Annotated in this window: 30 protein-coding genes and 1 pseudogene; 28 read left to right on the plus strand and 3 right to left on the minus strand. The window is 59.0% G+C overall.

Going from position 1 to position 24866, the window contains the following annotated elements:
- Positions 1-55: 55 nt before the first annotated feature.
- From HMPREF2716_RS25460 to HMPREF2716_RS29515, 21 genes are all read left to right on the plus strand, one after another.
- Entirely contained in the window at positions 56-544 is a 489-nt protein-coding gene (locus HMPREF2716_RS25460) for a terminase small subunit (RefSeq protein WP_043493842.1), read from the plus strand.
- Positions 545-547: 3 nt separating this feature from the next.
- Positions 548-2242, plus strand: a complete 1695-nt coding sequence (locus tag HMPREF2716_RS25465; protein ID WP_070622044.1) for a terminase large subunit — start codon at positions 548-550, stop codon at positions 2240-2242.
- Entirely contained in the window at positions 2239-3471 is a 1233-nt protein-coding gene (locus tag HMPREF2716_RS25470) for a phage portal protein (protein WP_043493837.1), read from the plus strand. Before HMPREF2716_RS25465 ends, HMPREF2716_RS25470 begins: the two co-directional genes overlap by 4 nt.
- A gap of 15 nt (positions 3472-3486) precedes the next feature.
- The gene (locus HMPREF2716_RS25475) at positions 3487-4344 is read left to right on the plus strand and encodes a head maturation protease, ClpP-related (protein ID WP_033867899.1); all 858 of its coding nucleotides are present in this window, start codon (positions 3487-3489) and stop codon (positions 4342-4344) included.
- 5 nt (positions 4345-4349) lie between these two features.
- Positions 4350-5558: a phage major capsid protein gene (locus HMPREF2716_RS25480; RefSeq protein ID WP_043493834.1), complete on the plus strand. Its 1209-nt coding sequence runs from the start codon at positions 4350-4352 to the stop codon at positions 5556-5558.
- 44 nt (positions 5559-5602) lie between these two features.
- Positions 5603-5854 carry a hypothetical protein gene (locus HMPREF2716_RS25485; protein ID WP_024099806.1) on the plus strand — a complete coding sequence of 84 codons (252 nt, stop codon included), beginning with the start codon at positions 5603-5605 and terminating at the stop codon, positions 5852-5854.
- Between the two features lie 53 nt (positions 5855-5907).
- Positions 5908-6294: a hypothetical protein gene (locus HMPREF2716_RS25490; RefSeq protein WP_034027010.1), complete on the plus strand. Its 387-nt coding sequence runs from the start codon at positions 5908-5910 to the stop codon at positions 6292-6294.
- Entirely contained in the window at positions 6291-6623 is a 333-nt protein-coding gene (locus HMPREF2716_RS25495) for a head-tail connector protein (RefSeq protein WP_043495154.1), read from the plus strand. The genes HMPREF2716_RS25490 and HMPREF2716_RS25495 overlap by 4 nt, the downstream gene beginning before the upstream one ends.
- Before the next feature lies 1 nt (position 6624).
- A complete protein-coding gene (locus tag HMPREF2716_RS25500) occupies positions 6625-6981 on the plus strand; it encodes a phage head closure protein (RefSeq protein WP_024099808.1) in 357 nt (118 codons plus the stop codon).
- Positions 6981-7823 (plus strand): glycosyltransferase family protein, encoded by an 843-nt coding sequence (locus HMPREF2716_RS25505; RefSeq protein WP_043495158.1) that lies wholly within the window; start codon positions 6981-6983, stop codon positions 7821-7823. Before HMPREF2716_RS25500 ends, HMPREF2716_RS25505 begins: the two co-directional genes overlap by 1 nt.
- Positions 7824-7854: 31 nt before the next feature.
- Positions 7855-8388: a methyltransferase domain-containing protein gene (locus HMPREF2716_RS25510; RefSeq protein ID WP_070622878.1), complete on the plus strand. Its 534-nt coding sequence runs from the start codon at positions 7855-7857 to the stop codon at positions 8386-8388.
- Entirely contained in the window at positions 8381-8878 is a 498-nt protein-coding gene (locus tag HMPREF2716_RS25515) for an HK97-gp10 family putative phage morphogenesis protein (RefSeq protein ID WP_033867892.1), read from the plus strand. Before HMPREF2716_RS25510 ends, HMPREF2716_RS25515 begins: the two co-directional genes overlap by 8 nt.
- Complete coding sequence (locus tag HMPREF2716_RS25520; RefSeq protein ID WP_043495152.1) at positions 8878-9243, plus strand: DUF3168 domain-containing protein; 366 nt, start codon at positions 8878-8880, stop codon at positions 9241-9243. Before HMPREF2716_RS25515 ends, HMPREF2716_RS25520 begins: the two co-directional genes overlap by 1 nt.
- A 72-nt stretch (positions 9244-9315) precedes the next feature.
- The gene (locus tag HMPREF2716_RS25525) at positions 9316-9831 is read left to right on the plus strand and encodes a phage tail tube protein (RefSeq protein ID WP_024099812.1); all 516 of its coding nucleotides are present in this window, start codon (positions 9316-9318) and stop codon (positions 9829-9831) included.
- 2 nt (positions 9832-9833) lie between these two features.
- Positions 9834-10193, plus strand: a complete 360-nt coding sequence (locus HMPREF2716_RS25530) for a phage tail assembly chaperone family protein, TAC (protein WP_033867890.1) — start codon at positions 9834-9836, stop codon at positions 10191-10193.
- A 394-nt stretch (positions 10194-10587) separates the two neighbouring features.
- Entirely contained in the window at positions 10588-13047 is a 2460-nt protein-coding gene (locus tag HMPREF2716_RS25540) for a phage tail tape measure protein (protein ID WP_236079806.1), read from the plus strand.
- The gene (locus tag HMPREF2716_RS25545; RefSeq protein WP_043495145.1) at positions 13044-13523 is read left to right on the plus strand and encodes a hypothetical protein; all 480 of its coding nucleotides are present in this window, start codon (positions 13044-13046) and stop codon (positions 13521-13523) included. The genes HMPREF2716_RS25540 and HMPREF2716_RS25545 overlap by 4 nt, the downstream gene beginning before the upstream one ends.
- Positions 13507-13998 (plus strand): DUF1833 family protein, encoded by a 492-nt coding sequence (locus HMPREF2716_RS25550; protein ID WP_043495142.1) that lies wholly within the window; start codon positions 13507-13509, stop codon positions 13996-13998. The genes HMPREF2716_RS25545 and HMPREF2716_RS25550 overlap by 17 nt, the downstream gene beginning before the upstream one ends.
- Positions 13999-14002: 4 nt before the next feature.
- Positions 14003-14410, plus strand: a complete 408-nt coding sequence (locus tag HMPREF2716_RS25555) for a C40 family peptidase (protein ID WP_023082970.1) — start codon at positions 14003-14005, stop codon at positions 14408-14410.
- Positions 14382-17111 (plus strand): host specificity factor TipJ family phage tail protein, encoded by a 2730-nt coding sequence (locus HMPREF2716_RS25560; protein ID WP_043495139.1) that lies wholly within the window; start codon positions 14382-14384, stop codon positions 17109-17111. Before HMPREF2716_RS25555 ends, HMPREF2716_RS25560 begins: the two co-directional genes overlap by 29 nt.
- Before the next feature lie 60 nt (positions 17112-17171).
- A complete protein-coding gene (locus HMPREF2716_RS29515) occupies positions 17172-19163 on the plus strand; it encodes an SGNH/GDSL hydrolase family protein (RefSeq protein ID WP_079867251.1) in 1992 nt (663 codons plus the stop codon).
- Positions 19164-19358: 195 nt separating this feature from the next.
- Here HMPREF2716_RS29515 and HMPREF2716_RS25565 read toward each other — a convergent pair whose 3' ends face one another.
- Both HMPREF2716_RS25565 and HMPREF2716_RS29935 read right to left on the minus strand, forming a co-directional pair.
- Positions 19359-19637 (minus strand): helix-turn-helix domain-containing protein, encoded by a 279-nt coding sequence (locus tag HMPREF2716_RS25565; protein WP_033940983.1) that lies wholly within the window; start codon positions 19635-19637, stop codon positions 19359-19361.
- Positions 19630-19939 (minus strand): annotated as a pseudogene (locus tag HMPREF2716_RS29935) (transcriptional regulator). The gene HMPREF2716_RS25565 and the pseudogene HMPREF2716_RS29935 overlap by 8 nt, the downstream one beginning before the upstream one ends.
- 215 nt (positions 19940-20154) lie before the next feature.
- Between HMPREF2716_RS29935 and HMPREF2716_RS29520 the strand changes: the two are divergent.
- From HMPREF2716_RS29520 to HMPREF2716_RS25590, 7 genes are all read left to right on the plus strand, one after another.
- Positions 20155-20547 (plus strand): hypothetical protein, encoded by a 393-nt coding sequence (locus tag HMPREF2716_RS29520; protein WP_126584612.1) that lies wholly within the window; start codon positions 20155-20157, stop codon positions 20545-20547.
- A gap of 58 nt (positions 20548-20605) precedes the next feature.
- A complete protein-coding gene (locus tag HMPREF2716_RS25570; protein ID WP_033971240.1) occupies positions 20606-21235 on the plus strand; it encodes a glycoside hydrolase family 19 protein in 630 nt (209 codons plus the stop codon).
- Entirely contained in the window at positions 21232-21600 is a 369-nt protein-coding gene (locus tag HMPREF2716_RS25575) for a hypothetical protein (protein WP_043495132.1), read from the plus strand. The genes HMPREF2716_RS25570 and HMPREF2716_RS25575 overlap by 4 nt, the downstream gene beginning before the upstream one ends.
- Positions 21597-21860: a hypothetical protein gene (locus tag HMPREF2716_RS25580; RefSeq protein WP_043495129.1), complete on the plus strand. Its 264-nt coding sequence runs from the start codon at positions 21597-21599 to the stop codon at positions 21858-21860. The genes HMPREF2716_RS25575 and HMPREF2716_RS25580 overlap by 4 nt, the downstream gene beginning before the upstream one ends.
- 35 nt (positions 21861-21895) lie before the next feature.
- Positions 21896-22168 carry a hypothetical protein gene (locus tag HMPREF2716_RS25585; RefSeq protein ID WP_070622045.1) on the plus strand — a complete coding sequence of 91 codons (273 nt, stop codon included), beginning with the start codon at positions 21896-21898 and terminating at the stop codon, positions 22166-22168.
- Between the two features lie 393 nt (positions 22169-22561).
- The gene (locus tag HMPREF2716_RS29525; protein ID WP_124131947.1) at positions 22562-22771 is read left to right on the plus strand and encodes an AbrB/MazE/SpoVT family DNA-binding domain-containing protein; all 210 of its coding nucleotides are present in this window, start codon (positions 22562-22564) and stop codon (positions 22769-22771) included.
- A 22-nt stretch (positions 22772-22793) separates the two neighbouring features.
- Entirely contained in the window at positions 22794-23267 is a 474-nt protein-coding gene (locus HMPREF2716_RS25590) for a type II toxin-antitoxin system YhaV family toxin (RefSeq protein WP_236079802.1), read from the plus strand.
- Between the two features lie 257 nt (positions 23268-23524).
- Here HMPREF2716_RS25590 and HMPREF2716_RS25595 read toward each other — a convergent pair whose 3' ends face one another.
- Positions 23525-24727 (minus strand): tyrosine-type recombinase/integrase, encoded by a 1203-nt coding sequence (locus HMPREF2716_RS25595; protein WP_070622047.1) that lies wholly within the window; start codon positions 24725-24727, stop codon positions 23525-23527.
- Positions 24728-24866 lie beyond the last annotated feature (139 nt).

Genomic DNA, 24866 nt, shown 5'->3' on the forward strand with positions numbered 1-24866 from the left:
GGAAACCGCGCCCCCTCTCATTCGCGGATTTTTCCCCCCTTTGAGGTTTTTGTTAATGGCGTTAACAGACAAACAGCGGCGGTTTGTTGACGCAAAGGCCAGAGGTGCGTCCAACAAGGAGGCAGCCGAGGCCGCGGGCTACGCGCCTTCCAGTGCTGCCGTCGCCGGATCTCGCCTGGCCAAACATCCCGATGTTGTTGCCGAACTGCAGAAGTTAACGGCGCCACGAAATGTTAATCCGCGCCCTCCGCCTAGCGCACATCCAGACGTTGCTGGCGATCTTTCCGATTCAAATGGCGAGTTCCTCGATTGCCTTCCGGTTACCGGCGATCCATTGGTGTGGTTGCTCGCGCTGATGAACGAGCCTCGTGCAAAGGTGTTCGATCGCCGGAGCGCTGCCCAGAAGGCTGTCGACTACTTCCACGGGAAGAAGGCTGACCAGGGGAAGAAGGAGCAGCGGGGTACCGCGGCTAAAGAAGCGAGCAAGGGCAAATTCGCAGCGCGTCCAGCGCCGAAACTTGCTGTCGACAACACCAAGGGGTGACGCATGCAGTGGACTACGGCCTGTCCTGATTGGCAGCGCCGGATCGTCGCTGGCCAGTCGCTTATCCCGTTCGCACCACTTTTCCCAAGCGAGGCCGAGGCCGCGCTGCAGGTCTTCCGCTCGCTGCGGGTAGTTGACCTTCCTGGCCAGCCGACCTTCGGCGAGTGCTGCGATCAGTGGGTCTTCGATTTCGTCGCTGCGATCTTCGGCGCCTACGACGCCGAGCACGGCAAGCAACTGATCCGAACCTTCTTCCTGCTCATCAGCAAGAAGAACACGAAGTCCACCATCGCCGCAGGCATCATGCTGACGGCGCTGATCCTCAATTGGCGACATGATGAGGAGCTCCTGATTATCGCTCCGACCATTGAGGTCGCGGCGAACAGCTATAAGCCGGCTGCCGCGATGGTGCGTGCAGATCCTGAGTTGGCTGAACTGCTCCACGTTCAGGATCACATCAGGACTATCACCCACCTGGTTACCAACGCGGCCCTGAAGGTCGTGGCGGCCGATACCGACACCGTGTCGGGTAAGAAGTCCGGCAAGATCCTGATCGACGAGCTTTGGGTGTTCGGCAAGCGCCCTAACGCAGACGCGATGCTGATGGAAGCCACCGGCGGCCAGATCTCTCGGGAAGAGGGGGTCGTCATCATGCTCTCCACGCAGAGCGACGAGCCGCCCGCCGGCGTCTTCAAGGAGCAGTTGGATTACTTCCGTGATGTCCGGGACGGCGTGGTCGATGACCGCAAGTCGCTGGGCGTACTGTACGAGTTCCCCGAGGACATGGTCGAGAACAAGACCTACCTCAACCCGGACAACTTCTACGTCACCAATCCCAACCTGGGCCGATCGGTCAGCAGGGAGTGGTTGGAGGATCACCTGGCCAAGGTGCTCCGGATGGACGAGGGGGCGCAGCGCAAGTTCTTCGCCAAGCACCTCAACATCCAGATAGGCATGAACCTGCGGGCAAACCGCTGGGCCGGCGCCGATCACTGGGAGAAGAGGACGGACAAGTCGCTGACGTTGGATCAGCTGATTCTCCGCTCCGAGGTGATCGTGGCCGGAATCGACGGCGGCGGCCTCGATGACTTGCTCGGCCTGACGCTTCTCGGTCGCGAGAAGGATTCCCGTCGCTGGTTGCATTGGGCGCATGCCTGGGCGCACGAGATCGTGCTGGAGCGGCGCAAGGACATCGCTACCAAGCTCCTGGACTTCAAGGCCGATGGCGACCTGACCATTGTTGCCCTCCCCGGAGACGATGTGAACGAACTCGCCGACATCCTCTGTCGAGTGAAGACAGCCGGGCTGTTCCCCGAGAAGCAGGCGATCGGTGTCGACCAGGCCGGTATCGGCGACATCGTCGACGAGCTCACCACCGAGGAGCGAGGTTTCACGATGGAGCACATCGTGGGCATCGGCCAAGGCTGGAAGCTCAATGGGGCGATCAAGACCACCGAGCGGAAGGTCGCCGGCGGCGAGCTCGTCCACGGCGGCCAGCCGCTGATGGCCTGGTGCGTCGGCAACGCGCGGACCGTCCAGGTCGGCAACGCCCTCGCCATCAACAAGCAGGTCAGCGGCACCGCCAAGATCGACCCGCTGATGGCCACCTTCGATGCGGCAACGCTCATGGCGCTCAACCCCTCGGCTTGTGATGAGGGAGATTTCAATGAATTCCTGAAGGCACCGATCATCGTATGAAGCCCAAGACGAAGAAGCCGAGCCGGCTAAAGGCTGCCGTTCTGGGCTGGCTGGGTGTACCGGTCGGCCTGACGGATGAGACGTTCTGGCATGAGTTCGGCACGAATGTCGCTGGCCAATCGGTCAACGAGTGTTCGGTCCTCAAGCTGTCTGCTGTGTGGGCCTGCGCGCGCTTGATCGCCGAGACAATCTCCACTCTGCCCTTGGGCCTCTATGAGAAGACCGCCAGAGGCCGGCTGGCGCTGACCGATCACCCGCTCTACAGCATCATTCACTCCCGTCCCAACCCGGACTCCACCGCGGTGGTGTTCTGGGAGGCGATGATCGTCTCCATGTTGTTGCGGGGGAACGGATTCGCGGAGAAGAACTACATCGGCAAGCGCATGGTGTCGATGGACTTCCTGGCGCCTGGCCGCCTTTCCATCACCCGCGACATCTACGGGAACAGGAAGTACCGGTACACCGAGAAGAATGGGACGCAGCGCGATATCCCCGCGAAGAACATCTTCCGTATCCCGGGCTTCACCATCGACGGTGATTGGGGGCTGTCCGCTATCGAGTACGGGTCGCAAGTTTTCGGATCAGCCCTGGCGGCCGGAAACGCTGCCAACAGCACATTCGAGAAAGGCCTGGCGCCGACCGTTGCGTTCACCATGCAGCGGGTCCTGAACAAGGAGCAGCGAACCGAGTTTCGCGAGAGACTGGCCGAGGTCAGCGGCGCCATCAATGCCGGGAAGTCGCCTCTGCTCGAGGGCGGCATGGATGCCAAGACCATTGGAATCAACCCCAAGGATGCCCAGCTTCTGGAGTCTCGCGCGTTCAGCGTGGAAGAAATCTGCCGCTGGTTCAGGGTGCCCCCCTTCATGGTCGGCCAGTCGGAGAAGTCCAGCTCCTGGGGGACCGGGATCGAGCAACAGATGATCGGTTTCCTGACCTTCACGCTGCGGCCTTGGCTGACTCGCATCGAGCAGGCCATCAACAAGGACCTGCTATCGCTGGCCGACCAGATGACTACCTACGCGGAGTTTTCCGTGGAAGGCCTGCTGCGAGCTGACAGCAAAGGCCGCGCGGAATACCTGGCGAGCATGGTGAACAACGGCCTGATGACCCGCGATGAAGGTCGCGCCAAGGACAATCTGCCGCTAATGGGTGGCAATGCCGACGTGCTCACAGTGCAGACCGCACTGATCCCCCTCGACCAGCTGGGCAAGGCCCCTGCCGGCAACTGATCCAGAGGAACCAACATGTCCAGAAAAACACTGCCCGCCGCGCGTGTGGGCGCGCCCGCGGCTGGCCTGCGTTTTGACCTGTCGGCCCGCGCCATGGAGCGCTGGAACCCAGCAGTGCAGGCAGCCTCCGAGAAAGACAACAGCATCAGCATCTTCGACATCATCGGTCAGGACTACTGGACCGGCGATGGTGTTACCGCCAAGCGCATTGCCGGCGCACTCCGTACGATCGGCGACGGTGACGTGGTGGTGAATATCAACAGCCCAGGCGGCGACATGTTCGAGGGGCTGGCTATCTACAACCTGCTCCGCGAGCACCCGGGGAACGTGACCATCAAGGTGCTCGGCATGGCCGCATCGGCCGCCTCCATCATCGCGATGGCAGGCGACGAGGTGCAGGTGGCTCGTGCGGGCTTCCTGATGATTCACAACGCCTGGACCTTGGCCGCCGGCAACCGGCACGACTTCCGGGAATTTGCGGATTACCTGGAGCCCTTCGACGCAGCGATGGCTGACGTCTATGTGGCTCGCACCGGCCTGGATGCAAAGACCGTCGCCACGATGATGGACGGCGAGACCTGGATCGGGGGAAGCAAGGCGGTAGAGCAGGGCTTTGCTGATTCTTTGCTCGACTCCGACGAGGTCGCCGGCGGCAACGAGAAACCATCAGCCCAGACGGTGCGCCGCATCGAGAACGCGCTGCGCGCGTCTGGCATGCCTCGCTCCGAGGCCATGCGCCTGATCTCCGATTTCAAAGCCAGCCTGAGCGACTCGGCTGGCGATGGTGAGCGCGACGCCACCAACCCTGCAGACCCTTCCACAGGGGCTGCGCGAAACATCAGCTCCACCATCACCAGCATTTTCGCGAGGTAACTCAAATGCCCACGGCAATCGAACAGGAATACCAACAGGTCCAGGCCGATCTGAAGAAGGTTGGCGACGATCTGCGAACTTACGCCGAGCGGTCCGAAAAGGAACTGAAGGCGCACTCCAAGCTCTCCGAAGAAACCAAGGCCAGCGTCGATAAGCTCCTGGTTTCCCAGGGGGAACTTCAGGCCCGCCTGCAGGCTGCTGAGCAGCTGATGGCCAAGCTGGAAAAAGGTGGCGGCCGTATCGTTGCGCCCGAGAGCATGGGTGAGACTTTCATCGCTGCTGAAGGCTACGACGCCTGGGCTGCCCGCGCCGCGGGCGGTGCGAAGGGCAGCTTTACCGTTCCGGTGAAGGCTGCGATCACCAGCCTGACCGGCTCTGCTGGCGACCTGATCCAGCCGCAGCGCGTCGGAATGGTCCTCCCCACTCAGCAGCGCCTCTTCGTACGCGACCTGCTGGCTTGGGGGCGCACTACCTCGAACTCCATCGAGTATGTGCGCGAGACCGGCTTCACCAACAACGCCGCGCCGGTGTCGGAGAACCCGCAGAACCCGAAGCCGGAATCGGACATCACCTTCGAGCTGGATACCGATCCGGTGGCCACGATCGCCCACTGGGTTCGTGCGTCCCGCCAGGTTCTGTCGGACGCTCCAATGCTGGCCAGCTACATCGACGGCCGCCTGCGCTATGGCCTGAAGCTCAAGGAGGAGATGCAGCTGCTCAAGGGCTCCGGCGTCGGCCTCAACCTGAACGGCCTCTACACTCAGGCGAGCATCTACGCGAACCCTGGCGTCGTCGTTCAGGCTGAGACCGCCATCGACCGCCTACGCCTCGCGCTGCTGCAGGTCACCCTGGCCGAGTACGACGCCGACGGCATCGTGCTGAGCCCAGTGGACTGGGCCGCGATCGAGCTGACCAAGGACAAGAACAACAACTATGTCTTCGCCACCCCGACCGGCCTGGCCGTTCCGGGTCTGTGGGGTCGCCCGGTTGTTGCTTCCAAGTCCATGGATATCGGTGATTTCCTGACTGGCTCATTCCAGCAAGGCGCTGAAGGTTGGGATCGCGAGGACGTCAGCGTCACCGTCTCCACCGAGGACCGCGACAACCTCGTGAAGAACATGGTCACCATCCTCTGCGAGGAGCGCGTGGGCCTGTCGGTGTTCCGTCCGGAAGCCTTCGTGAAGGGCGACTTCGACGGCCTGCCGGCGTCCTGATCTACTGGCGGGGCTTCGGCCCCGCCATCTCCTGAGGAAAGACCATGGTCCTGGTAACAGCACTTACGGGTTTCGACCACGGCGGCCGTCGCCGGCGCGATGAGCAATTCGACGTCAGCCCGCAGCATGCCGCCGCGCTGAAGCGCAACGGGCTCGTCACCTACGACGAGAACCAGGCGGACCCCGATCCAGCCGCTGGCGAGAAGTCGTCTGCATCGCAAGTGGCCCCAGTCTCACCGCAGACGACTGCGAAACAGTCCGGGCGTGGCGTGAAGAAGAAGCCGGCCGCGGAGTAATCGTCACCAACACCACATTCCGGCTCTGTCCATGGGCTGACGTTCTGTACGCGATGGATGCGGCATGGTGGAGGGTTCACGGCGAAGAGGCTGCCAATGCTTTCGGCGGCGAGCTCTGCGCGCCACTGACCTTCCCTGGCGTGAAGAAGATTCGCTTCCATCATTTCCAGAATAGCGGGGCCGGGGCTGCGTCGCTCGCCTCCTTCTGGGGCGCTCGGCGCATCATTCTGCTGGGCTACGACTGCCAGAAAACCGGCGGCCGCGCTCACTGGCACGGTGACCACCCGGCCGTCCTGGGAAATGCCGGCAGCGTCGACAAGTGGCCCGCGCAGTTCCGCCAACTGGCGGACCATCTCGCTGGCCTTGATGTCATCAACTGCAGTCGAGAGACGGCCCTCGAGGCCTTCCCGCGGCGCCCCCTTGAAGAGGTTCTCTCGTGAGCGTCATCAACCTTCAGGACGTGAAGCAGGCCCTGCGCGTTATCCACAGCGCCGACGATGCCCTGATCCAGCAGCTGATCGACAGCGCCGAAGATGAGGCTGTGCGCTTCTGCGGCCGCACGCAGTTGCCGACCTTACCGCTGGACAACCCCTGCTCACCGAGTAGCGAGGATGTCCCGTCCAGCGAGGACCCGGTGGCGCCCAGCGTGTTCACCGCTGTGGCGGCGCTGGTGAAGGCCGACTACGAGGCGACGGTCGACGAGGCGAAGAAGTTGCGCGAACTGGCCGAGGTCAAGCTGATGCCGTACCGCATCGGCCTGGGGGTGTGAGGTGCTGACCAATCGATTGCGGCACCGGATCACCTTCCAGGCGCAGGAGCAGCAGCAGGACTCGGAGTCGGGTGACGTGCTGCTGGTCTGGGTGGACGCCTCGCTGTCGGACGGCACGCTGCTGGTGGACGTCCCGGCCGAAGTGCTCACTGGCGCCGGCCGAGAGTTCATGGCGGCGAACACCAAGCAGAACGAGACAGACGCCAGGGTCAACCTGCGTTGGTTCCCTGATCTGGACATGACCTGGCGCCTCCTCTGGCAGGGCCAGCCCTTCACCATTACCGGCGCCGACACGGATGCCACGGGGCGCAAGGAATGGCGCCTGCGCTGCGCGACAGGAGTCACCGACGGTCGATGATGATCATCAACGGCATGAAGGGGCTGGGGGACAACATCTACCAGCGGGCATTCATCAAGCAGCTTCCGTGCGGCGTGTGGCTGGAGACTCCCTGGCCCGAGCTCTACAAGGACATCCCAGACATCAACCTGATCCTGCCGGTAACCAGGCTGCGCACGCAGATGAAGAACATCTGCCGGCAACCGAAGGGCACCTGGCAACGGCGTCCGCGCGGAACTGTCGTTCAGGTTGGCTACGGCCGAGAGGGCATCTTCCCCGGGATGATGCGCAGCTTCGCTCGAACACCCGGAGAGATGGACCTGCCCGATTTCGGACCATCGCCGGTCGATGGCCGCTACGTGGTGATCAGGCCGGCGACGGTTCGCTCCGAATGGCGGGCCGACACCCGAAACCCGCTGCCCGAGTACATCGCCCAGGCGGCCACCGAGATGCGTCGTCGCGGCTACAAGGTGGTCTCGGTAGCCGACCTGGTCGAAGGCCGTGAGTGGGCGCTTGATCCCCTGCCGGTCGCTGACCTGCAGTTCCACCGCGGTGAGCTACCAGTCGACCAGCTTCTGGCCTTGGTGCAGGGCGCCGCGGCGGTGATCGGTGGAATCGGCTGGCTCCTACCGGCAGCGATCGCCGCCAAGGTGCAGGCGCTGATTATCTGCGGCGGCCAAGGCGGCTACAACGCGCCGGAGCTCATCACCTCCAAGGCGATGGACGTCTCTCGAATCGAATTTGTGGTGCCCGACAATTTCTGTCGCTGCACCCAAAAAGAACACAACTGCGACAAGAGGATCTCGAACTATGCAGAGCGCCTTACCGCCTGGGCTAGCCGACTGCCTGCTGTGGTCGGCTGAGCTGGGCATGGGGTACCACCCACGCAAGCCGATGGACTACTCCGGTCCTTACTTCGAGAAGTACCAGGCGATGGACGCCACCCCGATGGGGGGAGCTTTGACCAAGGCCCGCGTGCGCATGGTTCGACGTCACCACGGTGGCGACCTGATCGACATTGGCATTGGCGGCGGTCGCTTCCTCGAAGAGTCTGGCGCCTTCGGCTTTGACGTAAATGCCGACGCTGTGCGCTGGCTCAAGGAGCGCGGCCGCTTCCTGGACCCCTACGCTGGAAAGATCCCGGCGATCACCTGTTGGGACAGTCTCGAGCACATCCCGAACCCTGAAGGGTTGCTGGCTCAGGTGGTGGACTGGGTGTTCGTCTCGATGCCGATTTACCAGGATCAGGCCGACTGCCTGGCAAGCAAGCACTTCAAGCCCGGTGAGCATCTCTGGTACTGGACTCAGAACGGTCTCATCAGCTGGTTTGCGCGGCTCGGCTTCGGCTGTGTCGAGATCAACCAGGAAGAGTCCGACATCGGCCGCGAGGGGATCACCAGCTTCGCTTTCCGGAGGTTCCATGGCTGACGGCGTCGAGTTCAGCATCACCGGCTTGGAGTCCCTGCTGGGCAAGCTGGATGCTCTGAGCGTCGACATTCGCCGAAAGGGTGGCCGCGCCGCTTTGCGAAAAGCGGCCATGGTGGCGCTCAATGCCGCGAAGGCTGGCGCCGAGAAGATCGATGACCCGGGTACCGGCCGAAGCATTTCCGACAACATCGTCCTGCGGTGGAACGGTCGTCTCTTCAAGCAGTCCGGCGACCTTGGCTTCCGTATTGGCGTGCTCCATGGGGCTGTTTTGCCGGCGAGGGGCGACCGCGTCGACAAGCAGAAGAATGCGCCGACTCCGCACTGGCGTCTCTGGGAATTTGGAACCTCGAAGATGAAGGCATCACCTTTCATGCGCAGTGCGCTGGCCGACAACATCGCCGAGGTCACGAGCACTTTCGTCAGCGAGTACGAGAAAGCCATCGACCGCGCAATCAAGCGCGCCCAGAAGATGGCCGCTGGGAGCAACTGATGTACGCACCGATTTTCAAAGTCTGCTCGCAGGACCCAGGCGTTGTCGCCTTGCTTGGTGCGAAGCCGACCCGACTCTATCTGTTCGCTGAAGCACCAAACCAGCCTGGTCGCCCCTATGCCACATGGCAGACCTTTGGTGGCGAGCCTGAGAGCTACCTGGCCCACCGCCCTGACATCGACTCTTTCAGCCTGCAGGTGGACGTCTTCGCGGACACGGCCGCCCAGGTTCGCGCCGTCGCGACGGCGATCCGTAACGCGATCGAACTGCGCGCCACGATCACCCGCTGGAGCGGGGAAGAGCGGGACGATCCAACAGACCTATACCGTATCAGTTTCGACGTTGACTGGTGGGTTAACCGCTAGTCACCGACCTAAGTAACGACCCGCATCTGCGGGTTTTTTTGTGCCTCAAGAAACCCGCGACAGGAGACACCCATGTCCATCTTGGCTCAAGGAACTCAGTTCTTCGTAATCGATCCGAATCTCGACAGCAATGGCCCCGGTGTGCTGGAGATCGATTGCATCACCGCTTTCAATCCTGGCGGAAACCCGTCCGACCAGATCGAAGACACCTGCCTGAAATACAACTCGCGAACCTACAAGAAGGGCCTGCGCACTCCCGGGCAGGCAACCGGGACGCTGAATGCTGACCCGGAAAATGACAGTCACTACCGCTTTTGGCAGTTCGCGGAGGACCCCGAATTCGATCAGATCGAAATGGATATGGTCATCGGCTGGTCAGACGGTCCGCTTGACCAGAGTGGGGAGCCAATCTCTATCCCGACGGTTGCGAGTGATGGCGGCTTCAATCTGCCCGCCAATCGCACCTGGTACCGTTTCCGGGGCTACGTGTCTGACTTCCCGTTCGATTTCCAGAGCAACGCTGTGGTTGCTACGAACTTCACTATTCAGCGGTCTGGCCGTGGTTACTGGATCAGAAAGGCGGTTTAAACATGCAGCTGAGTATTTCAAATCTTGCAACGATCGGTGCTTTCACGGGTGCGCCAGTGGAAAGGGAAATCACATGGAAGCAAGGCGATAAGGAAGTCACCGCTACCGTCTACGTCAAGCCTCTGTCGTACAGCACCGCCGTCTCCGACCTCCTTGCGATGAATGGCAAGGTCGATGGCGTAGCGGGACGTATCGCTGCGTCAATCGTGGACGAAGAGGGCAAGCCGGTATTCACGCCGGCAGATATCACCGGCGAGGCCGACCCCAGTCGCGGCGCGCTCGATGGAAACCTGACCATCGCCCTGCTCACCGTTATCGCCGAGGTGAACAACCTGGGAAAGACGACCAGCTCAGCGAACTAGATGAGGTCTGGCATGAGCTGGTGATGTGTGGGATTGGCGGAAGAACCATTGCAGAAGCCAAATCTCGTCTCAGCTACCGGGAGTTCATGAGCTGGTGCAAGTTCAGGGACAAGCGCGGCAGTCTTCATCTTGGTATGAGAATAGAGCGTGGCACGGCCTTATTGTCTGCGCTCTACGCCAATGCTCATAGCAAGGAGCCTTACAAGATATACGACTTCATGCCTCACGAGGATGAGCCCGTCCTGAGCTTAGAAGCTGCCCTCGATTCCTGGGGGTAGCAATCTGATCCGCCCGCAACTAAACGGGCATTTTTTTGGAGTCCATGATGGCCACGCGAAGTCTAGGGACGCTCACGCTAGATATTATCGCCAAGGTTGGCGGGTTCGTGTCCGGCATGGACGCTGCTGAGCGCCGCTCGGAAAAGTGGCGCAAGGAAGTCGAGAAGAATGCGGCAAAGGTCGGTGCCGCAATTGGCGCCGCCACTGCGGCAGGTATTACCGCGCTTGCTGCCCTCACTGTTTCGACAGTTCGCAATGCCAATGAAATCGCAAACCTTGCTAGCGTTGCCAATGCGAGCACGACCGAGTTTCAGAAATATGCGGCCGGCGCAAAGATGGTTGGCATTGAGCAAGAGAAGCTTGCTGACATCTTCAAGGATGTGAACGACAAGGTAGGCGACTTCCTCAATACCGACGGTGGCGCGCTTGCTGACTTTTTCGAGAACGTAGCGCCGAAAATTGGCGTGACCGCAGACCAGTTCCGGAATCTGAGCGGCCCCCAGGCCCTTGGCTTGTATGTCTCAAGCCTGGAAAAGGCCAAGGTCAGCCAGTCGGACATGACCTTCTATCTGGAGGCTATCGCGAGCGATGCGACTGCGCTGCTCCCGTTGCTTCGCAATAACGCTGAAGGATTCAAGACCTTTGGTGACGCCGCCCAGGCCGCTGGCGCGATTCTCGACGAGAAGACGATTAAGTCGGCGAATGAGCTTCAGGCCGCAACCTGGCTGGTTGAGCAGAGCGCATCGGGCCTAAAAAACCAACTAAGCACAGCGCTGATACCAATTCTGAGCGATCTCGCTGACTCTATATTCGACGTGACCAAGGAAGGCACGGCGATGGTGAGTGTTGGCGAATTCGTTGCCGATTCGTTCCGTTGGATAGCGAAGACAGCAATTGGCGCTGTCGCAGCATTCGAGCTGGTGGGGAAATCGATTGCTGGCGCCGCAGCAACGGCCAGGGCTGGTTTTGATGGAGTGACGTGGCTGGAACTCGCGTCCGGCCCCGCCGGGCTTGCTAAACGCCTTGCGCAAAACTGGGACGGAATCAAGGCCAGCGCCGGTGTGGCAGCAGAAGACCTGTCCAATACGGTCTCCAAGTATGCCGGCATTATGGACAGTATCGACCGCGCCGGAACGGGTGGAACCAATGGGCAGGTAGCCAAGCTGGCCGAAACGCTAGCTTCGCTTCGTGAGCAGGCGAATAAGCCTGGAGCTTTCAAGGCTCTTACCAAGGAGCAGAAGGAAGCTGGGAAAGAAGCCGAGGCTGCTGCTAAGAAGCTGCAAAGCGCCTACGAAACGGTTGAGCAGTCGTATCAGCGACAGATAGCGCTGATCAACACGGAAGTCGACAAGCGCAAGGATGCCACCGAGGTAGCAAAGCTTCAGTTCGAAATCGAGTCGGGCAAGCTGGTTGGAATCAATGCCGAGCAGCAGAAACGCTTGCATGGCTTGGTGGAAGAGCTTGACCGCCTGAAGCAGCTAAAGCAGGCGAACGAGGATGCGGCGAAAGCTCAGGCTTTCCGTGCAACGCTCAATGAATCGAACGCAACTGCTCGGGCAGGTTTTGCGATTGAACTGGCCGGATCGGGCAGCGGCGACAAGCTGAGAGAGCGACTGCGCGCAGACCTGGAGATCCAGCAGGACTACAACAAACAGCTTGCCGATCTCCAGAAGCAGTTCAACAGCGCAGAAATCAGCAAGGAACTCTACGACCAAGAAACTGACCTCCTGCGCCAGGCTCTGGCCGAGCGCCTGGAAATCCAGCATGAGTACTACGCAGCTCAGGATGAGGCTCAGAGCAACTGGTTGGATGGCGTCACGTCTGCCTGGGAGAACTATCGCGACACAGCCACGGACTATCAACAGCAAGCTGCCGACTTCACCACGCAGACACTGGACGGGCTCACATCTGCTGTAGGAGACGGCATCGCTTCGATGATCATGGACGGCGAGAGTCTTGCCGATGTTTTCAAGAACATCGCGCAGACGATGGCCACAAGCATCATCAATGCCCTCGCGCAGATGGCCGCCCAATGGCTGGTCTATCAGGCGGTGCAACTGGTGAGCGGGAAAGCTGCTCAGGCTAGCGCCGCCTCTACTCTCATCGCGAACGCACAAGCAACTGCCTTCCAGGCTCAACTGGCGGCATTTGCGAGCACCGCTGCAATCCCAATCGTAGGCCCGCTGTTGGCTCCGGCGGCGGCTGCTTCGGCTGCCGGCATCACCGCTCCAATGGTTGCCGGAGTTGCTGCGTCCGCCCTTGCTGGCATGGCTCACGATGGCATTGATGCTGTTCCGGAGACCGGCACCTGGTTACTCCAGAAGGGCGAGAGGGTGACGACGGCAGAGACGAGCGCAAAGCTCGACAGGACGCTTGATGACGTTCGGTCAAACCAGGGACAGAGCGGGAATACCACCGTCAACATCGTGGAGAACAAAGCCCGTGCAGGCCAGGTGGAGCGCCGGAGAGATGGGCGACAAGAGTTCCTGGAAGTGTTCGTGGCTGACATCAATGGCGACGGCCCGGCATCCAGAGCGATTGCCCAGGCATTCGGAATTCGAAGGAGCGGGACATGAAGCAGTACCCAAATATCTGCCCGCCTCAGCGGGAGGGCTATGGGCTTACCCCTGTTAGCCCTCTAATCCGCACGGAGATGCAGACGGGGAGGGCGAGGCAGAGGCGTCACTTCACCGCTACTCCAACTATGGCAAGCGTCAGGTGGAGGCTCAGCGACAGCGAGGCAATGCTGTTTGAGGCATGGTTTCGTGATGTTCTAGTGGATGGTTACCACTGGTTCGAATGCCCGCTAAAGACGCCGGAGACTCCTGATGGTTTGCGTGCGTATGCCGCCAGATTCACCGACATCTATGACGGTCCAAAGTTGGTCAGCGGCAGTATCTCGCTCTGGGATTTCACCGCCACACTGGAGTTGCGTGAGCGCCCCGTCATCGATGCTGGGTGGGCCGAGATTCTGCCCGAGTACATCCTCCTCGCGGATATCTTCGACATCGCAATGAACATGGAGTGGCCTCGCCATGTCGACGGCTCTTGAGCGGTTCTATGCATCGGATGGGCCGGATCTTCCGATTGCAACGATCGAGATTACTCGGCCCTCCAGGCCCGATCCGATCCTCATCTGTCAGGGGTTCAAAGACCTGACCTGCATGACAGAAGACGGACGGCTACTGACATTCATCGCTGGCGCTATCGACGTTTCGATCCCGAAGCGCGACAACAGCGGGAACCAGAACGTTGGCTTTGCGATCGACAACGTGACTGGCTTTGCTCAGCAATATATTGCCGAGGCCATCGACGCCGGAGAGCCGGTCACGCTTGTCCTGCGAATCTACCTCAAAAGCGACCTGACTGCGCCGGCCGAGCGGCCGTATCGGATGCGCGTGAAAGGGGTCGACTTCGAAAGCCTCACTGTCCAGGTAGAAGCCGGCTACTACGACCTCATCAACACCGCCGCGCTGCGCCACATCTACAACGTTAGCGAGTTCCCTGGCCTCAAATACTGGCCCTGACCCCATGCCGAACAGATACCTCACCGCCATCTATACCGAGGGCGGACGGGCCCTGCCGTGCCTTGACTGCTGGGGCCTGACGCTCATCGCGCGGGTTGAGTTGTTCGGGCTGCCGATGCTGACCGACTTCGGCGGTGTCACGCGGCGCACCCCGGTTTCGATGCAAAGGGCGTGCGATACGGAGATCCAGCGCGCGCTCGAGCAATGCGAGCCAGGACCTGGGGTCATCGCCGCGGCCTACAGAGGGCGGCTGCTCGATCACGTAGGTCTGCTGGTTGAGGTGGATGGACGCCTCCGGGTTCTCGAAATCAACCCGGGAAGCGGGGTTTCACTCACCCCGCTCCAGAAGTTCTCCGACAAATACTCCAAGGTGGTCTTCTACCGTGATCGAAATCTACCCATCGCTCCTTGACGGAGAACCGCTGGAGCGGCATCCGATCGGCCGCAGGATGACGATTCATTCCTGGCTGACCGCGAATTCGCCTGGGTACCGCTGCCACGACGTCCACCCGTTCTCTATCGGTGTTGTCCCCGCTGAGGTTGCGCTCTGCGATGACCTCACCGACAAGCAGAAAAAGGCCCATGAGGAGTTCATCCATCCCGGTGAGTGGGCCGAGCGCATCATCGACCGCGGCGACATTGTGAGGATCTACAAGCTCCCGCGCGGGACTGATCCGTTCACGATTACTGCGGCCCTTTTCAAGGGGGCGCAATCGGTTTTTCGGATGCTCATGCCTCAATTGCCCGGCATGCCGACGAACCCCGGGCAGGGCGCGTCGCTCTCTGAAACTAGCGCGCGCGGGAACAAGGTAAAACTCGGCGATGCGATCCGCGAAGTCGCTGGCCGTCGTCTGATTTATCCAGACTACATCCTGCCGCCCCGGAAGTATTTCGCCGGTCCGCGTGAGCAGTGGACCGAAATGCTCCTGTGTATTGGCCGTGGTCGGTTCCAGATCGCCGAAGGGGCAGCGAAAATCGGTGACACGTCGTTCCTGGCACTGCGCGCTGATGCCTCTTTCCAAATTTTCGAACCAGGGCAGAACGTCAGCGGGCACCCGGCATCGGTCTGGTGGCACCTGGTTGAGGAAGTTGGTGCGAGCTCGACTGGTAATGCCGGCCTGGACCTGACCGAGAGTTCCAATCTCACCCCGAACCCGTCGGCAACTACGTTCACGTTTTCCGGAACGAACATCATCATTTCTGCCGGAGCCGGGTCGTTCCCCTCTGACTGGGTTGCGGGGACGATCCTCCGGGTTGAGGCGATGTACCCCTATTCGGTGAACGATGGCGGCGGGACGAATCGCGACGTCGTGACGGGGGATATCGCTCAGCTCGGGCTGGATGTTGGCGATGAGATCGAGGTGGTCGGCACCAACGGCGGCCTCTACCTGGTGAACGACATCACCTCAACGTCGATGACGCTCAACTACAGCAACGGTTCGCCGGCCAATGCGTTGCAGACCGGCTCCGGAAATGCAGCAATCGGCCCGCGTGGGCTGCGCTATCGGATCACGGCGTACAGCGCGCAGCAACTCACCGTCGAGCGGCTGACCAGTGCGGGCGGTGTCGATGTTGACTGGCCAGGATTCACCGCTCTCAACTCGTCTACGTCCCGAGTCACCATTGATCCGACCAGCCTAGAAGGGGGCTGGCGCGGTCCCTTCCCGGCGTGCCCAGTATCGGAGAAGACCAACTTCGTCGAGATCGACGTATTTTGCCCGGAAGGGCTTTGCGGTGTAGGCAGGGAAGGGCAGATCTACCAGATCCGCACCTATTACGACATCCAGTGGCGAGACATGGCCATCGGCGGCGCATGGACGACGGTCAGCAAGAACCATGCTGGCAGTTCTCTCGACCAGCAGGGTTTTACGGACGGCATCTCGCTGCCGTACATGATGCGGCCCGAGTTTCGCATCAGAAAAGTGTTCGTCAACCAGGGCGGCAACTCAACATCCGAGTACCGGGACCGCACCCAGTGGTACGGGATGCGCGCGCGCCTCCAGGCTCCATCGTCCTACGCCGGCGTCACAACAATGGCCGTCAGGTATCGGTCGTCTGACCGTATCGCAGCGCAGACCGAAAGCCGCGTTTCGGTGGAAGCTACTCGCATGCTACCGACTCGGCAGAACGGTGCATGGACGAGCGAGATCGCTACGCGAGACATCGTCCCGTTCCTCTGCTACATCGCCAAAGAGCGCGGCTACACAGACGCCGACCTCGACCTAGAAGAGCTCGATCGGCTTGACGCCATCTGGAAGGACCGCGGCGACACGTTCGACATGATCTACGAGGACGGTAAGGTCACGGTCGCGCAGGTCATGGACGATGTGCTTGCCGCCGGGTATGCGGAGAAGACGATCAAGCGCGGCGTGATCTCCGCAGCCCGAGACGAACCAAGGACCACATTCGGGCACATGTACTCGCCGCAGAACATGGATGGTCCGCTGAGGATCAGCATCAGCGCTCCGTCTGAGGACGACTATGACGGAGTCGATGTTGAGTTCGTCAATGCCAACGGCTGGATAGAAGATACCGTCCAGTGCCGCTTGCCCGGGGATGTCGGCAGGAAGGTCGAGAAGATCACGGCTGTCGGTGTCACAAACCGCGATCGCGCCTGGCGCTACGGGATGCGCCGCCGGATGGCTCAGCGATACCGGAGAACAGAGTATTCGTTCGATACCGGCCTGGACTCGCTGAACAGCGAGTTCTGGGACTACGATGCCCTTGCCGGCGATGTTCCCGGCCCTGGCCTGGCACAGAGCGCATACCTGAAATCGTTCGTGATCTCTGGAAGCTCGGTCCTGATCGAGTCCAGCGAGCCGCTCGACTGGTCACTGCTGAACTCGCCAGCGCTCTACCTGCGGCGCCCAGACGGAACGGTTTCCGGTGGATATCCGGCGTCGAGGATCGACGACTACCGGCTGAGCATTCCCAGCATCGATTTCATCCCTGATGTTTCTTGGGAGATCGAACCTCCACACCTGCTGCTGGGAAACCCATACCCGGCCCTGATCAGTTCCATCGATCCCAACGGCAATACCTCGGCATCCGTTCGTGCGGTGAACTACGACCCCAGGGTCTACACCTACGACAACGCCAGCGCCCCAAACTGACCGCACACGAAAAACCATAGCCCGCCATAGAGCGGGCTTTTTCATGCCCGGAGAATTTGCATGACGACCTACGCCACCGGTAACCCGCTAGGCTCTAAAGACCCGCGTGATCTGTACGATAACGCCGAGAACCTAGACGCGGCGATGAATGACCGCGCGAACGCTGCATGGAGTGACCGATTCGGCGTTTCGAGAAAAAACTGGTTTGGACTGGAACAACAGGTCAACGACTTCCTGATCGGCACGGCATTCGAGCCTGTTCCGCTGATCTACGTCGACGGAACTCCGCTGACTGTCGATCGTTCGAGCCAACTGATCCAGCGTGGGGGGAATCTTTACAGCGTTCGCCTTCCCGCAAGCTTCCCCTTCACACTGAGCGGGTCGTGGGCAGCCGATGAGCCTCTACTGACTGTTCGGTCAGACCAGGCTCTGCGCCAGCAATTAAGTCTGAGCCCTGGGGGGGGCATGGTTGGCTATAGCGCATCGGTGGAATACCCTGCTAGCACCGTTGGCTATGCAATAAATGAGATTGATGGAAAGGCTGAGGAAGCATCTAACTTAGCGACGACTGGCGCATTTGGTAACGCGCAGATGCTAACAAGAGTAAGAGCACGAATCTCAGGTGCCCCAACTATGTATGTGCTTGGTGATTCTATTTCTCACGGAGCTTTTGCCGGGAGAATATACCGGAATGGCTGGGTTAATCTCCTGCGAAGAATGCTATACAACGAGATCGGTACTCTAACTTATGGATTCACGCCGCTGATGTCTCTCGTTGACGGTGCTGGGAATACATCTAATGAAATTCACTCTATCGACTTCGCAAAAACATCAGGAACCCACTCTTGGGTTTATAGATCGAATGAAAGCGGATCATATGTTCCTCAAGGGTTGTCGTGGGTGTCAAATGAGGTTGGCAACATCATAAGGTCGACAATCCCAACATTTCAGGACGCATGCACGGTTTACTACGTCGCAAGGCCTGGTGGGGGAACGTTTGACATAAAAGTTAACGGATCGGTAGTAGCTAGTGTGAATACACAGGCCTCAGTTGTAAACGCTTTGCAAGGCCAAGCTGTAACACTGAAGGATAATGGGTTTGGGAAATGTGTAATCGAGGTTGTTACTACATCTGCCGCAACTGTTGAATTTTCTGGTTTTTCATATGCGAACGCCTATAGTCAGTCGGCTCTGCATAATTTTTCAAACTCTGGCCGTAGGCTTCGCTGGGTTGATGAGTCTGTCATCAGTTCGATGATGACAGGAACCTCTCTATTCATCATGGCACTGGGTATCAATGATGCGTCAGACAATGAGTCTGATACGGCGTACTATGATGAGTTCGTAAAAAGAATTGATTGGCTGATAATCTATTCAAATCAAAATGGCGTACCCGTAGTGGTACCTGATTTTTTGTGGAGCTACCCAGATACAAACAATACAAGACAGCAGCTAAAGCGCCTAGCTGACGAAACGCAGGGCCTATACATCCCGTTTGCTGATTTCTTTAGAAAAGGATCGCAGCCAGCAGATGCAAATTATCTTGTAAATACCATTAAACTCTTTTCGGATGGCTCCCATCCAAACGTTCATGGACATAAGTATATTGCTGAGACTATTGCTAAGAAGCTTGGCCTTTCAGTTAGTTCGAAAAAGCAAGCGCTAGACTATCATGATTGGTGGATGCCGATATCAATTACAAGCACGACAATAAAGAATGCTGACTTTGGTTCGATACCTCCGAGTCGAGTGATAACTGCAACTCGAAACAATGGCGCGAATGTTCTTTTTAGGTTTTATATCTCTGGTGTCTCTGGGACTTCCGCTGTTGCGTTCTCTGGAACATACTCTTCTGACTCTGGCGTGTTCGTTGACTTTCCAGTAACTGGACAGATGGAGCTTGAGGCAAATGGGGCAAATTCAGGAGTTGTAAATATATCTCAGGCAGGAGTAACAATAACGCCGAATTCATCGAACACTAAAAGCACTCATCGGTTTGCGGTTAGCGTTGCACGTGGGGAGCGACCGTTTGTTGATGGTGTGATTTACTAGGCTCGCTAAAATACTCGGATGCCATTGCGATAGCGATAAAAAAGGCCGTGCCGATGAGCAGACTGATTATCTCTTTTGATATTTTTTCTGTCTCATCGGTGCGGAGATTGAACATGGAGTTCGTATACTCGTCTATAGTTCTTGCTGATTTGTTTTTCATTTTAACTATCCGGTTGAGTTTTCGACGTAACCAAGCTAGAGCAGTTCGCGAAGCGTTTCCGGGTGCTTGCTTGCAACCTTAATTAAGGTCTTCGCTGCTCCAGAAGGAGACCTTCTACCCTGCTCCCATTCCTGTAGCGTACGAACGCTAACTCCCAGGAGGAGTGCGAACTCAGATTGCGCCATTCCGACCTTTGCACGAATCTCTGCAATCGGAGAAAGTTCGACCTGCGTCGAACGGGCAGCCTTCCCCTTCTTCATTTCGTCAATCGAGGCGAGGAGATCGGCCTCGAAAGTTTCAAGTTCCTTATCCATTCATGGCCTCTTTCAATTTGCTCAAGGTGGATGCTGGTAGGTTATCGAACTTTGATTTTGTGTACGCTATCAGTAGCCAGATGGCTTGCGCCTCTTCGGCGTTGTAATAAATCACGCGCGCCTCCGCGCTTTCCCATGCCAGGACGAGACCAACGCACCTTGCGAAGCCCGCCTGATCCTGGGATTACATCTCCGGCTAGGGGGTTGGTGGCAATCCACGTTATGAACTCCTCCCGTTCGGGGTCGCTCCAGATGTTGTCTGCATAGCGCTTGAAAATCTCAGTTTCGATGACTGTTCGCATTCCTTGAATATACGTCATTGACGTATATTTAGCAAGCCGGAGGATGGAGTGGTCGGGAGCAGGTGATCCTGGCTCTTGCGCCTAGCGTGCCGGTTTCGGCAGATCGAGCGGTCATGGAATATCGGGCGCAATCCATTCCACTTCGTTTGATTTCGCCTTTCTGTGTCCATGATTGGTATGATGAAACCTTCCATCAACTTAACTCATGGTGAATTATGGGCGGACTTGCTGAGTCATTTTCCTTCACTCCTAGCGACTGGGGCGTTTCTGTGAGAGACGGGGTAATTGAAGGAAGATATTCATTGGATAACGGCATATGCCATGTTCAAATGTTCTTTGAGGCAGGAGAGCGCACAGAGTTTCTTGACTCTTCTGCATGGGGATTTCTCCTTCCAGTCAATGAGGTAGGTAATGATCCACAGGGCGGATTCATGGCTAGGCTGTATGACAGTAGCTCGGAAAAGGACTTCATCGGGTATGGATTTATCGATGTTGAGAAGAAAATGCTTTTGATTGAGGTGGACGGAAAGCCAATTTCATCTGACTATCCGTTCAATTGGGATAAGGGATGCTCATTGACTATAAACTTTAGCTATATGACGAATTAATTTTTCAGATAAATAAAAGCCCGCCTAAGAAGCGGGCTTTTTTATTTCAGGAGAGCGTATGCCTATCACTGAGCAGCAGTTGCTGCATGTCCTCCCGAACGCCGGCCCTCGAGCCGGCGTTTTTGTTGGTGCGCTGAACCGCGGGATGACGCGCTTCGGTATCACTTCGCCGGTGCGCGCGGCGGCGTTCCTGGCGCAGATCGGGCACGAGAGCGCCCAGTTGACCCGGCTGGTGGAGAACCTCAACTACAGCGCCCGCGGCCTGGCTGCGACCTGGCCGAGCCGGTACCTCGGCGCCGACGGCCAGCCCAACGCCCTGGCGCAGCGCCTGGCGCGCAACCCCCGAGCCATCGCCAACAACGCCTACGCCTCGCGCAACGGCAATGGCGACGAGGCGTCCGGCGATGGCTGGTGCTACCGCGGGCGCGGGCTGCTGCAGATCACCGGCCGGGCGAACTACCGCGCCGCCGGCGCCGGGCTGGGCCAGCCGCTGGAGCAGGAACCCGAGCTTCTCGAGCAACCGGAGTGGGCGGCGATCTCGGCGGCCTGGTGGTGGGCCAGTCACGGCTTGAACGACCTGGCCGACCGCGGCGAGTTCGCCGCCATCACTCGGCGCATCAACGGCGGCACGAACGGCCAGGCGGAGCGCCTGGCGCTGTGGGAGCGGGCGAAGAGGGTGCTGTCGTGATCTCCGCCCGCGTTCTATCGGTCGCGCTGGCCTGCCTGCTTCTGGTCGGCCTCGGCGCCGCCGGCGGTGTCTGGCTCGGCGCGCGTCACTACCGGCCGCAGCTCGGTGCTGCGCTGGCGGATCTGGTCGCCTGCCGCGCCGCCCGGGGCAGCCTGGAGGCCACAGTGGCGGAGCAGGTCCGGCAGGTTGCCGCGCTGCGCGTGGCCGGCGAACAGCGCGCCCGGGATGCCGCGCAGGCTGTGGATCGGGGACGGCAGCAGGCCGCGGAGCAGTATGCCGAAGCCCAGCGCCTGGTACGTGAGCGAACCGCCGGTGAGCAGTGTGCGGCCGCCGAGGCGGTCATCGATCAGGAGTTGGGCCTATGAGGATGGTGCTGATGCTGGTGGTGTTCGCGCTGGCGGGATGCGCCGGCCAGGTCGAGCCTGAGCCGCGCACGGTGCGCGTAGAAGTACCGGTGGCGGTGCCATGCCGGGTGCCAGCGGTCGAGGTGCCGGCCTGGGCAACTGCTGGGCTGCGAAAAGGCGACGATCTACAGACCAAGGTCAGAGCGCTGCTGGCCGAGCGCCGGCAGAGGATCGGTTACGAGGCGCAGCTCCTGGCTGCGAATCAGGCCTGTCAGGATTAGGAGTAGACTACGGCCTTTTCCTACGGAGCTAGGTGATGCTGGTGATTCGATTGGCCGGGAAGTGGACGCTGAAGCTTGATCGGAAAGTGAGCGACACGAACAAGGCGGGGGTTTGGTCGTTCCATTGCTCCGAGAGCACGTTCGTGCCAGGCATGGATAGCTTGCTGCGGCATGCTGCCATTCGTCCGGCTGAGCCGGCAGAAGGGAAGAGCACCGAGGTAGAGGTGGCCATCTGTCGGCCTGGTGATCCGGAGGAGAAGTGGATTCCGGTGGGGAAGGGTATGGCAGTGTTCGAGGCAGAGCGATAGAGGTCAGGCGGCTAACGCCGAATCGAGGCATTGAGTGCGAAAAACGCAGGTTTCTGCCCGGGGAACGGCACAATCAAAAAAAATCATCGAAACGCAAGCGACTGAGGAATCTCGTTTTTTTGACGTGTCGCGACACGTTTTACAAAATGACCGTAGCGTGTCGCGGCGCTTTTGAGGTTTAATCCGCACCTGTCAGCGAGCTGTGGAATCCCGGCCAAAGCCTAAAGCAACTGAATTTTTTGGGCGAACTGACGTCAAAATGTGAGAGAAGAAGAAACCACGTAGCAACGTGGTTTTTTGCGCCCTGATGAAAACTGTTCTAGTTTTTGATCAAGGGACACTGCCCAGCGGTGCTGAGGCGGGTTGCAGGCTGGTAGCCTGAGGAGAATGACCATGAAAAAGACGTGTGAAATACATTCGCTCGAGAATGCTCGGGCGGATATCGCCGCAGATGGTGCGTTCCTTGGCCTCCTCCAACAGGATATCGATCGGAATCCTGATTGCATCGAACCGATTCCTTCGTCTCTGCTGAGTCGTATGGCTCGTCTTCGGGCCAAAGCAGAGAAAAACCGGAGCAATTCGGTCGAGCTTCTAGAAGGCTGAGACGCCAGTGCACACAGGGAACGTGACCGTCATCAATGGGTGGCAATTGTTCGGCCACCCGCTATTCATTGAGCGATTAGATGCGCTTGTGGCTGAAGCAGAGGCTTTGGCCGAAGTGTCGCCAGACGATTTTCACAAGCACTCGCTCTACAAATTGTATGAGAAGGTCGAGGGCGCAGTCTTGCAGCGTGTTCCTGCCGACCCGTGCTCCGCAACCTACCACCTGGGCAATACTCTTGGCGAAGACTTCCGACATTGGAAACGGGTCAAGAGTGGGCTTCCTGATCGGTATCGTCTCTTCTTTCAATATCGCAGCGATGCTCCCAAAAGCATCATCTACGCATGGCTGAATGACAACCTGACGCTCCGGAAGGCTGGCGCTCGAACGGATGTGTACAGGGTCTTTCGGGCGATGCTGGAGGGTGGCCGCATGCCAAATTCGTTCCAAGAGCTTATGCGCGCCGCAACTCCTATGGAGGCTGGTGGCGAAGAGTAGACCGGATTTTCGTATCGAAGGGCGCATCCGCGCCCTTTTTTGTGCCCTGCGCATATTCAGCGATGTACCATTTTTTGTACCAATCTGTTGGGGCTGCTCGGGAATCTATGGGGATTTATACAGTTATAGATAGGCTGAAAGCTCCAATTTAGCGTCGATAACTCCCCATTCGCCCCCCAATGCAACCTCATATGATAGTGAGCGGTTCAGTAATGAGGCAGCTAAGCAGGAGGTGGTAGCGGCCTTCAACCTAATTATCACTGGCGAGCTGTGATTAGGCTTATCGTTGAATTGGATTGTTCAATGGAGTCAGCCCAGTATTGCATCATCCCTCGACGTTGCTCGAGGTAGCTGGCGTGGTTGTAGGTGTCGCGGATCTCGTCTCTATCTCCATGCGCTAGCTGGCGCTCAATCCAGTCACGATTGAAGCCTCGGTTGTTCATCTCCGTGCTGAACAGATGCCGGAAACCGTGCCCGGTCTGGCGTCCTTTGTAGCCAGCCTCGGCCAGAGCCTTGTTAATGGTGTTCTCACTCATCGGCCGATTGGCATGGTTGCGGCCTGCGAAAACCAACTCATACCGGCCGGTAATTTCGTGGATCTGGCGCAGGATGGTGATGGCTTGATGGGGAAGGGGAACGATGTGCGGGCGGCGTGCCTTCATACGCTCCCTTGGGATCGTCCAGGTAGCATTTTTCAGATCGAACTCTGACCAGGGCGCTGCCCGTAACTCTCCGGGCCGGACTACCGTGAGAATCAGTAGTTGGATAGCTGCGCGTGTCAGTGTATTGATCCGTGCTCCATCAACTCTATGTAGCAGTTCAGGAAGCTCTGCCATCGTGACGTGAGGATGGTGACGCGCAACCGGAGCGTGCGCAGCGATGACGTCAAGATCGGTTGCCGGGTTGCCTTCCACCACTCCCTTGGCGAGGCCGTAGCGGAATATCTGGCTCAGCCACTGTCGTGCCTTCCTGGCAACGTTGTGTGCGCCGCGTTGTTCAATCCTGCGGATGAGTTCGACCAGTTCCGGGCGGCTGATGGCTCTGACTGGGCGTTTGCCTAACGCAGGCAACAGATCCGACTTCATATATGCCGCGGCTTTGTCGGCAGTCGACTTCGCCCAGCGGGGTGAGCGGTAAGCATGCCATTCCCTTGCCAAGGATTCGAAGGTAAGGCTTTCGTTCTGCTTATTTATTCTCTCTGCCTGGCGCTCGACACTTGGGTCTTTCCCTTCGGACAGAAGAAGCTTGGCTTCGTCCCGTCGTCTGCGCGCCTGAAGGAGTGTGACAGTGGGGTAGGTGCCGAAAGACAGGAGTTTCTCTTTCCCTGCCATGCGGTACTTGAGGCGCCACAGCTTGGAGCCGTTTGGGTTGATCAGCAGGTACAGCCCTTGAGAGTCGCTCAGCTTATAGGGTTTCGCTGCGGGCTTTGCGGCCTTGATGGCGCTATCCGTGAGGGGCATTGAACGGGCTCATCTGGGGGTATCGTTCGTGACCGAACTAAGATGCCCCCAGATATACCCCCAACGAGTTGGGCTTACAAGGGTTCGCTTGGGAACTGTAGACATCAAAAAACCGGCGCGAAGGCCGGTTTCTCTGCTG

This window comes from Pseudomonas sp. HMSC076A11, assembly GCF_001810205.1.
Classification (GTDB): Bacteria; Pseudomonadota; Gammaproteobacteria; order Pseudomonadales; family Pseudomonadaceae; genus Pseudomonas; species Pseudomonas aeruginosa.

Excerpts from the sequence above, each read along its gene's own strand:
- HMPREF2716_RS25470 (WP_043493837.1), top strand. The coding sequence starts at position 2,239 with ATGAAGCCCAAGACGAAGAAGCCGAGCCGGCTAAAGGCTGCCGTTCTG.
- HMPREF2716_RS29520 (WP_126584612.1), top strand. The coding sequence starts at position 20,155 with ATGGGCGGACTTGCTGAGTCATTTTCCTTCACTCCTAGCGACTGGGGC.
- HMPREF2716_RS25530 (WP_033867890.1), top strand. The coding sequence starts at position 9,834 with ATGCAGCTGAGTATTTCAAATCTTGCAACGATCGGTGCTTTCACGGGT.
- HMPREF2716_RS25475 (WP_033867899.1), top strand. The coding sequence starts at position 3,487 with ATGTCCAGAAAAACACTGCCCGCCGCGCGTGTGGGCGCGCCCGCGGCT.
- HMPREF2716_RS25490 (WP_034027010.1), top strand. The coding sequence starts at position 5,908 with ATGGATGCGGCATGGTGGAGGGTTCACGGCGAAGAGGCTGCCAATGCT.
- HMPREF2716_RS25595 (WP_070622047.1), bottom strand. The coding sequence starts at position 24,727 with ATGCCCCTCACGGATAGCGCCATCAAGGCCGCAAAGCCCGCAGCGAAA.
- HMPREF2716_RS25545 (WP_043495145.1), top strand. The coding sequence starts at position 13,044 with ATGAAGCAGTACCCAAATATCTGCCCGCCTCAGCGGGAGGGCTATGGG.
- HMPREF2716_RS25555 (WP_023082970.1), top strand. The coding sequence starts at position 14,003 with ATGCCGAACAGATACCTCACCGCCATCTATACCGAGGGCGGACGGGCC.
- HMPREF2716_RS25540 (WP_236079806.1), top strand. The coding sequence starts at position 10,588 with ATGGACGCTGCTGAGCGCCGCTCGGAAAAGTGGCGCAAGGAAGTCGAG.
- HMPREF2716_RS25585 (WP_070622045.1), top strand. The coding sequence starts at position 21,896 with ATGCTGGTGATTCGATTGGCCGGGAAGTGGACGCTGAAGCTTGATCGG.
- HMPREF2716_RS25465 (WP_070622044.1), top strand. The coding sequence starts at position 548 with ATGCAGTGGACTACGGCCTGTCCTGATTGGCAGCGCCGGATCGTCGCT.
- HMPREF2716_RS25565 (WP_033940983.1), bottom strand. The coding sequence starts at position 19,637 with ATGGATAAGGAACTTGAAACTTTCGAGGCCGATCTCCTCGCCTCGATT.
- HMPREF2716_RS25510 (WP_070622878.1), top strand. The coding sequence starts at position 7,855 with ATGGACTACTCCGGTCCTTACTTCGAGAAGTACCAGGCGATGGACGCC.
- HMPREF2716_RS29525 (WP_124131947.1), top strand. The coding sequence starts at position 22,562 with ATGAAAAAGACGTGTGAAATACATTCGCTCGAGAATGCTCGGGCGGAT.
- HMPREF2716_RS25515 (WP_033867892.1), top strand. The coding sequence starts at position 8,381 with ATGGCTGACGGCGTCGAGTTCAGCATCACCGGCTTGGAGTCCCTGCTG.
- HMPREF2716_RS25525 (WP_024099812.1), top strand. The coding sequence starts at position 9,316 with ATGTCCATCTTGGCTCAAGGAACTCAGTTCTTCGTAATCGATCCGAAT.
- HMPREF2716_RS25550 (WP_043495142.1), top strand. The coding sequence starts at position 13,507 with ATGTCGACGGCTCTTGAGCGGTTCTATGCATCGGATGGGCCGGATCTT.
- HMPREF2716_RS25460 (WP_043493842.1), top strand. The coding sequence starts at position 56 with ATGGCGTTAACAGACAAACAGCGGCGGTTTGTTGACGCAAAGGCCAGA.
- HMPREF2716_RS25505 (WP_043495158.1), top strand. The coding sequence starts at position 6,981 with ATGATCATCAACGGCATGAAGGGGCTGGGGGACAACATCTACCAGCGG.
- HMPREF2716_RS29515 (WP_079867251.1), top strand. The coding sequence starts at position 17,172 with ATGACGACCTACGCCACCGGTAACCCGCTAGGCTCTAAAGACCCGCGT.
- HMPREF2716_RS25485 (WP_024099806.1), top strand. The coding sequence starts at position 5,603 with ATGGTCCTGGTAACAGCACTTACGGGTTTCGACCACGGCGGCCGTCGC.
- HMPREF2716_RS25520 (WP_043495152.1), top strand. The coding sequence starts at position 8,878 with ATGTACGCACCGATTTTCAAAGTCTGCTCGCAGGACCCAGGCGTTGTC.
- HMPREF2716_RS25480 (WP_043493834.1), top strand. The coding sequence starts at position 4,350 with ATGCCCACGGCAATCGAACAGGAATACCAACAGGTCCAGGCCGATCTG.
- HMPREF2716_RS25570 (WP_033971240.1), top strand. The coding sequence starts at position 20,606 with ATGCCTATCACTGAGCAGCAGTTGCTGCATGTCCTCCCGAACGCCGGC.
- HMPREF2716_RS25580 (WP_043495129.1), top strand. The coding sequence starts at position 21,597 with ATGAGGATGGTGCTGATGCTGGTGGTGTTCGCGCTGGCGGGATGCGCC.